General features: G+C 63.1%; 1 protein-coding gene. It reads left to right on the top strand.

Features of this window, described 5'->3' with window-relative positions:
• Positions 1-95: 95 nt before the first annotated feature.
• A partial coding sequence (locus GTW51_RS23330; protein WP_163046404.1) for an IS110 family RNA-guided transposase occupies positions 96-1004 on the top strand: 909 nt, incomplete at its 3' end.

Below are 1004 nucleotides of genomic sequence, written 5' to 3'. Positions count from 1 at the left end.
CCGTATGTCCGTTTGGCCGGGCGGCTTGCCCTACACTGTCTGTTCGAGGGTTGCTCGGATAGGCCGAGCCGATCCTCCTGGCAGGAGGGCAAGCCATGGAGCATTCTACAGAAGTTTTCGTCGGCATCGACGTGTCCAAGCTGCGCAATGCCATTGCCGTGGCGGACGGGGAGCGTGGCGGTGAGGTTCGTTATTTCGGCGAGATCGATGCGTCCGAAGAGAGCATGCGGCGTTTCGTCAAGCGGCTGGCAGCGCGGCATGGGCATCTGCATTTTTGCTACGAGGCGGGGCCGACGGGCTACGGTCTTTACCGCCTGATCACCGAACTTGGCCATTCCTGCATGGTGGTCGCGCCGTCGCTGATTCCCAGAAAGCCCGGCGACCGCGTCAAGACGAACCGGCGCGATGCGCTGGCGCTAGCCAAGCTTCTTCGGGCCGATGAGTTGACCGCGGTCTGGGTGCCGGACGAAGGGCACGAGGCCATGCGAGATTTAGTCAGGACTCGTTCGGCATCGGTGGAAAGCCTGCGGGTGCATCGTCAACAGGTGAGCGCCTTCATGCTGAAGCATGGTCGCGTCTATCCTCGCAAGACCGGCTGGACGATGCGCTACTTGCGCTGGCTCCAGGAGCAGCGCTTCGAGCATCCTGCCCATCAGATTGCGTTGCAGGAGATGGTCGAGGCGGTGCGCATCGCCAAGGAGCGCGTGACGCGCCTGGAGAGCGCCATCGTCGAGTTCGTTCCAACCTGGTCCCTCGGTCCTGTCGTGATCGCCCTGCAATCGCTACGCGGCGTCGATCTGATCGTCGCAGTGACCTTCGTCGCCGAAGTCGGCGACGTCTCTCGCTTCGAAAGCCCCCGTCAGCTCATGGGCTATCTCGGCCTGGTACCGAGCGAACGCTCGACGGGCGACACAATCCGACGCGGCGGGATCACCAAGGCCGGGAATGGGCGGGTCCGTCATATGCTCGTCGAGAGCGCCTGGACGTATCGCCATCCACCTAAG

The sequence above is a fragment of the Aurantimonas aggregata genome, from assembly GCF_010500835.1.
Taxonomy (GTDB): domain Bacteria; phylum Pseudomonadota; class Alphaproteobacteria; order Rhizobiales; family Rhizobiaceae; genus Aurantimonas; species Aurantimonas aggregata.
The sequence above is the reverse complement of the archived record's forward strand: the minus strand, read 5'-3'. Positions and strand labels throughout refer to the sequence as shown.